This is a genomic window from Arsukibacterium sp., from assembly GCF_033722355.1.
Lineage (GTDB): Bacteria > Pseudomonadota > Gammaproteobacteria > Enterobacterales > Alteromonadaceae > Alishewanella.
In genome coordinates, this window is record NZ_JAWVZF010000178.1 from 1 (window position 1) to 5481 (window position 5481).

The 5481-nt window shown below is 45.1% G+C and carries 6 protein-coding genes; 3 read left to right on the plus strand and 3 right to left on the minus strand.

Translation table 11 applies throughout. The annotated features are described in order from the left end of the window. Window positions 1-468: serine protease (locus R3177_RS12895; protein WP_318971438.1), on the minus strand; the 468-nt coding region annotated here is incomplete at its 3' end. Window positions 469-609: 141 nt separating this feature from the next. Here R3177_RS12895 and R3177_RS12900 point away from each other — a divergent pair. The 3 genes from R3177_RS12900 (at window position 610) to R3177_RS12910 (ending at window position 4185) form a co-directional block, all read left to right on the plus strand. Beyond that, window positions 610-1437 (plus strand): patatin-like phospholipase family protein, encoded by an 828-nt coding sequence (locus R3177_RS12900; protein WP_318971439.1) that lies wholly within the window; start codon window positions 610-612, stop codon window positions 1435-1437. Between the two features lie 232 nt (window positions 1438-1669). Further along, the gene (locus tag R3177_RS12905; protein ID WP_318971440.1) at window positions 1670-2536 is read left to right on the plus strand and encodes a PEP-CTERM/exosortase system-associated acyltransferase; all 867 of its coding nucleotides are present in this window, start codon (window positions 1670-1672) and stop codon (window positions 2534-2536) included. A gap of 5 nt (window positions 2537-2541) precedes the next feature. Continuing rightward, the gene (locus R3177_RS12910) at window positions 2542-4185 is read left to right on the plus strand and encodes an FAD-binding oxidoreductase (protein ID WP_318971441.1); all 1644 of its coding nucleotides are present in this window, start codon (window positions 2542-2544) and stop codon (window positions 4183-4185) included. A 70-nt stretch (window positions 4186-4255) separates the two neighbouring features. Here the strand turns inward: R3177_RS12910 and R3177_RS12915 are convergent, their stop codons facing one another. Together R3177_RS12915 and R3177_RS12920 are read right to left on the minus strand one after the other, a co-directional pair. Then, window positions 4256-5041 carry a PEP-CTERM sorting domain-containing protein gene (locus R3177_RS12915; RefSeq protein WP_318971442.1) on the minus strand — a complete coding sequence of 262 codons (786 nt, stop codon included), beginning with the start codon at window positions 5039-5041 and terminating at the stop codon, window positions 4256-4258. 221 nt (window positions 5042-5262) lie between these two features. Then, window positions 5263-5481 (minus strand): tetratricopeptide repeat protein (locus R3177_RS12920; RefSeq protein WP_318971443.1); only part of this gene is annotated, 219 nt, incomplete at its 5' end.

A 5481-nucleotide genomic window follows, 5' to 3' on the forward strand; every position in this document is an offset into this window, starting at 1 on the left:
GATAATGCCGCTGTGAGTGGCCGGGTATAAACCCAGAACCTGGGTAATAGGATAGCCGGTAAAGGCGATAGCCGAGCCCTCGGCAGTTAATGGTGCATTGCTTACCTTTAATGCCGGTAACGGCTCTGCAATCGTTAACAAAGCTAAATCAACTTCAGGCGCAACTTTTTGTTTTTGCACCGGATGCACTTTAAACACCGTACCCTGACCTGACAAAACGACGTATTGCTCAAGTTTACTGTCATCAAGTGGGTTGGCAATTACATGATAATTGGTGACTATCCGGTTTCCCGGTTTTACCACAAAGCCACTGCCAATCAGCCTTATTCGCGGTGAGGCGGTTGGGTTTGCAATACCAATTGCGACAACAGAAGGTTTAATTTTTTTCAGCGTTTCAGTAAGTTCAGTTGTTTGGGCTGGAAAACAGAATAATAAGACGATACATAAAAGATAAATAGGCTTAACCATAGCAATCGTACTTTCCCTTTCCTTAGTGAACGTTGTCATACTAGCGTATATGTTTACAAATTGCTCTATCCGGTGCTGGAAACTTAGTAATATTGGCCCATACTGTGGCAGAGAATTAAATTTTGCTGCTTAGGGAAACAGATGCCAAAGGAAATTGTGCCGATATTATCTGGAGGTGGCACTCGTTTAGCTTGTTATATCGGCATTCTAAAAGCAATTCAGGAACAGGGACTAACGTTCAGACATCTGGTTGGGGTATCGGGTGGCAGTATTGTTGCAGCCTTGTATGCTGCGGGCTGGAGTTTAACTGAAATGCATCAGTTGGCAATGACGACTGACTTTCGCCAGTTTCGTGGCATGTCACTGGCAAAACTGGTTCGTTTAGGTGGGTTAAGTGATGGCAATGCTTTTGAAACCTGGCTTGACCAGTTACTTCAGGGGAAATGTTTTGCAGATTTGCCGACAGATTTACACGTGCTGGCTACGGATATTCAGGGTGGTGGTCCGGTCATTTTTAATCGTGAACTGACACCTGAACTTAAAGTGTCGCAGGCTATCCGGTTTTCAATGTCAATTCCGTTGTTTTTCGCGTTTAAACGTTTTAAACACCACGTGATGACTGATGGCGTTATTTTATCAGAGGATGCATTGCACCGGGACTGGTCAGGGCAGGGGGTGCCCCTGGTTTGTTTTCGTCTGAGAAGTGAGGCTGACAGCAAGCCTGTAGTTACCAGTCGGTTTTTTCCGGTACTCTCTTATCTCTATATGCTTATTCAGACTTTTATGAATGCAATCTCGCGTGAATATGTGCATGCTGAGTACTGGCATAATACGATTGTTGTTAACACCGGACAATTATCTTCGGTTAATTTTGATATGACGCTGGCGCAGAAACAATGGTTGTATGATATCGGCTATCAGACCGCTACTGACATTATGCCGGTGAAACTGGCCCAGTTATTCAGGTAACCATTAATAATCCGGCCGGCATGCGGTAAAGTGCTAATCTGACTAACCAACATTATTGGTGTTTATGCTAATGATTTTGACAAAATCATCTACACTAGACGAAGGCTGCCATACAATAATTGGCTTTTTGTTAGCTTCGTTATTTGCAGTCTGGTCCGCTAATTATTATCAGTAAATCAGTTCAGGAAATGTGTGAAGATATGGATATGGCAAACAGCTATAAGAGGGGTCTATGAGACGGCTTAAATCTCTGGCAGATAAACCCATTATTGGTGGTATGGTAAAAAAAGCCATGGCTGGGCTTGCCAGCAACGATGCAAAAACGATATCAGAACATTTTTCTAAATTTTTGCGACCTCAGATAGCGAATACCGAAGCACTCAGGCACGAAGTATACCGCTTAAGGCATCAGGTTTACTGTGAAGAACTGCACTTTGAAGATATCAAAGAGGGTTATGAAGAGTTCGATGAGTTTGATGAACGCTCCATTCACTGTTTTATCAGACATCTGAATTCAAATGCGCTGGCCGGCACAGTCCGCTTAATCACCTCTGCTAAAGATGACGAGCTGTTACCCATCGAAAAATTTTGCTCGCATGCAATCGATGATAAAGACTTTGCTCCCTGGAATTTTCCGCGGGAAACCATCTGCGAAATTTCACGGCTCGCGGTACCTGAGAATTTCCGTAAACGGGCAATCGATAAATTTAAAGGCGCGGCAACCGGTGCTTTTAATGAAAAGGAATACTCAGAAAGTGAGTTACGTTGCTTCCCTTACATTGCAATATGTTTGTATATGTCAGCGGCAGCTATGGGGTTTCATTCGAATCGTTTTCATGGCTATGTCATGATGGAGCCCCGACTGGCCCGCAGTTTAAGCTTTATTGGCATTAACTTTAAGCAGCTTGGTAACCCCATTGAATATCACGGTCAACGGGCCGCTTATTATATTAATTCTGATATGTTCAGAACCAGTATCTCTGCCGGATTTACCCGGCTGCTGCAGTCAATTGAGCGTGACTTATTTGAGCAGGACAGAGGAGATGGTGATAATCGTTTTGGTATTAACTTCAGCGGAAAACTGAGGGTAAGCTATTGAACAGGATGGCAGCAAATCAAGCTGTTGCGCTGGCTGGGTTACTTAAAGATAAACTGAGTACAGCAAGCCGGGTGCTTACATCTGATGCAGAGCTGGCTCCTTATCAGCAGAGTTGTGAAGGTCATTTTGAAAATACCCGGCTAGTTGTGAGTATCGGTCAGCAGCAGGATATTCTGACAGTGCTGCAACTGGCTTCGGATTATAAAAATACCCAATTACCGTTTTCTGTTCATCCTATCAGCACCGGCAAAAATTGGGGCTATTCCTCTGCCAGAGCGAATGACCAGCATGCGGTGATTCTTGATCTGTCCCGGTTAAATCGCATTACCTGCGATGATCAAAAACTGGGGCTGTTTACCGTTGAACCCGGTGTGACGCAGCAGGATCTGCGGCAATACCTCAATCGCCATCAGCTGAAATTTATGGTACCGGTAACGGGGGCAGGGCCTTCCTGCAGTATTTTGGGTAATGCATTGGAGCGGGGATATGGTATTACCCCCTATACCGATCACTTTGCTGCCGTTAACAGCATCAGAGGGTATCTGGCAGATGGTACTTATTTTCGCTCAGCTGTTGCAGAGCTTGATTACAGTAAAGATGATTTTATTGATAAGACTTATAAATATGGCCTCGGGCCCTATCTTGATGGCTTATGGACCCAAAGCAATCTGGCGGTAATCAGCGAGATAAGTCTCAGACTTAAAGCGGAACCTGAGGCATTCAGTGCGTTTTATTTACAGTTTGCCAATGAGCACCAGTTTGAGCAGGCGCAGCAAATCGTCTTCACTATCTTGCAGAAGCTGGAAGGCATCGTCGGTTCAGTCAATATCATGGACCAACGTCGTGTGATCGCAATGATGGCGCCTAATCCAAACGGCCCGGCCGCTCATCAGGTGATGAGTGTTCAGCAGGTTACCCGACTTGCCAAAGATTATGATATTCCAGCCTGGACGATTGCGGGTACCTTATATGGTCAGAAGTCAGTAGTAAAAGCCGCGCGGACTGAAGTTAAACGCTTTAGCGCAGGACACTGCAGTAAGATAATTTTTTCAGACAGTTTATTAATTAATATTGGCAGAAAGCTATTGCAACTTCTGCCCTCTGGCATGCTGAGTAAACAGCGTAAGATGCTGAGCTCACTTGATGGCGGCATTGAAATAATGCGGGGCTATCCCAACCAGGTTGCTTTACCCTTGGCTTACTGGCGCAATGCGCAGACTGAACCAGCAAAAAATCGGATGCTGAACCCGGCAGCGGACGGTTGCGGCTTATTGTGGTATGCCCCGCTGGTGCCGATGAGAGGCGAGGCTATGCGCCGTTTTATCGGCCATGTCAGAGCAATTTGCCCCAGATATGGAATTGAGCCGATGATCACCTTTACCAGTTTAAAGCACGACACCGTAGACAGCACTATTCCGATTGTATTTAATCTGGCAGATCCCGATGCTGTCGCCCAGGCCAGGGCCTGCCTAGATGAGCTGGTCAGTGAAGGCTTAAAACAGGGCTGGGTACCATACCGGCTTAATCTGGCACAGCAGGCCGCTTTACTGGACGCCAAGCAGCCGTTCTGGCAAATAAGTGGCAAAATTAAACAGGCACTGGATCCGGACAATATTATCAGTCCCGGCCGGTATCAGCCCGGTTATTAAAAAGTCCTGCGCCTGATTAACCGCCATAAAAAAACCTCCTTGCGGAGGTTTTTTTATCAGAAGTAAATACTTACGCTTTGCGACGACGTGATAGTGCGCCCATTCCCAGCAAGCCTAAACCTAAAATAGCCAGTGAAACCGGTTCAGGAACCGTTACTGCGTTCAAAATCACGTTATCCGGTCTGATGAAAGAACCAAACTGAGAAGTAACTTTGGCATCCGCACCATAACGTTGTGAGTCTAGATTAAAGTTACCAAAAGCTGCACCGCCTGTTGCATCCAGAAACGTACTACCCATCCCCAGAATTATTTCATTGAAAATGATTGAATTAGTTACCGGGTTGAAGGCGATAGTGGCATTGGCAATCAAACTTGAGCCAAATCCCAAATTTGGAACCAGTGATAACCATAAGTTTCCATCAGTTGCAGTGGCAGAATTATTGGTTGCAAAATCAGGGGTATTATCTACCCATAAATTGGCAAAACCGCCAGAAAATTCAAAAGCGACATCAATCACCCAACCAGTGGACGATTCAGGTGCAAAAAAACCGGTATTGGTTGGCGTTCCGGCAACAATAGAAGTTGCAGTGAAGCCTCCAAACTCAAAAGTTAACTCGCATCCCGGGCAAAAAACTGACTCGTTATTACCATTGATAGAACCAATACGTCCCCAGCCTGATAAGGTATCGCCAGGGTTGCTGATAATGCTTTGCGTAAAATAATTGGTATCCGCAGCAAAACCCAATGGATCAGCAGGGTCCCAGATTACGCCATTAATATTAATGGGTGTTGCTGATGCGGCAAAAGTAGATAATGCAAATACTGATGCGCCTAAAATACTGGTTAACTTTTTCATACTTCATTCCTTGTAGTTACTACGATAATTCGCAACTCATAATATTTATGCATTTAATATACCATAATTAGGAGTGGGTTAAGTATTTGATTTGTATTAAAATAAATCTATTGCGACAAGGTGTGAGTTTGAGATGTAAAAATAATTGACAAAAAAGCCGGGGGCGCCCGGCTTTTTACCAATTAGTGTCAGGAAAGCTGACACTGTGTTTGTCGCTTTGTTTACTGTTGCAGCTGTTGCTGCAGTGCCTTGGCCCGGTCAAGGTATTTAATATTGTCAGTTTGAACAGCTGCCAGCACCTTACGGGCTGGCTCTTGCTCGCCATTTCTGATCAAAGCCTGAACCAAATTAAGCTGCACTTCTGCATGGCCGGGCCGCACTGCCAGCGATTGTTCAAACTTTGCCTTTGCCTCGGCGGGCTTTCCCTGCTCCAGTAATAC

Coding starts and splice junctions, on each gene's coding strand:
- R3177_RS12900 (WP_318971439.1), top strand. CDS start 610: ATGCCAAAGGAAATTGTGCCGATATTATCTGGAGGTGGCACTCGTTTA.
- R3177_RS12905 (WP_318971440.1), top strand. CDS start 1,670: ATGAGACGGCTTAAATCTCTGGCAGATAAACCCATTATTGGTGGTATG.
- R3177_RS12910 (WP_318971441.1), top strand. CDS start 2,542: ATGGCAGCAAATCAAGCTGTTGCGCTGGCTGGGTTACTTAAAGATAAA.
- R3177_RS12915 (WP_318971442.1), bottom strand. CDS start 5,041: ATGAAAAAGTTAACCAGTATTTTAGGCGCATCAGTATTTGCATTATCT.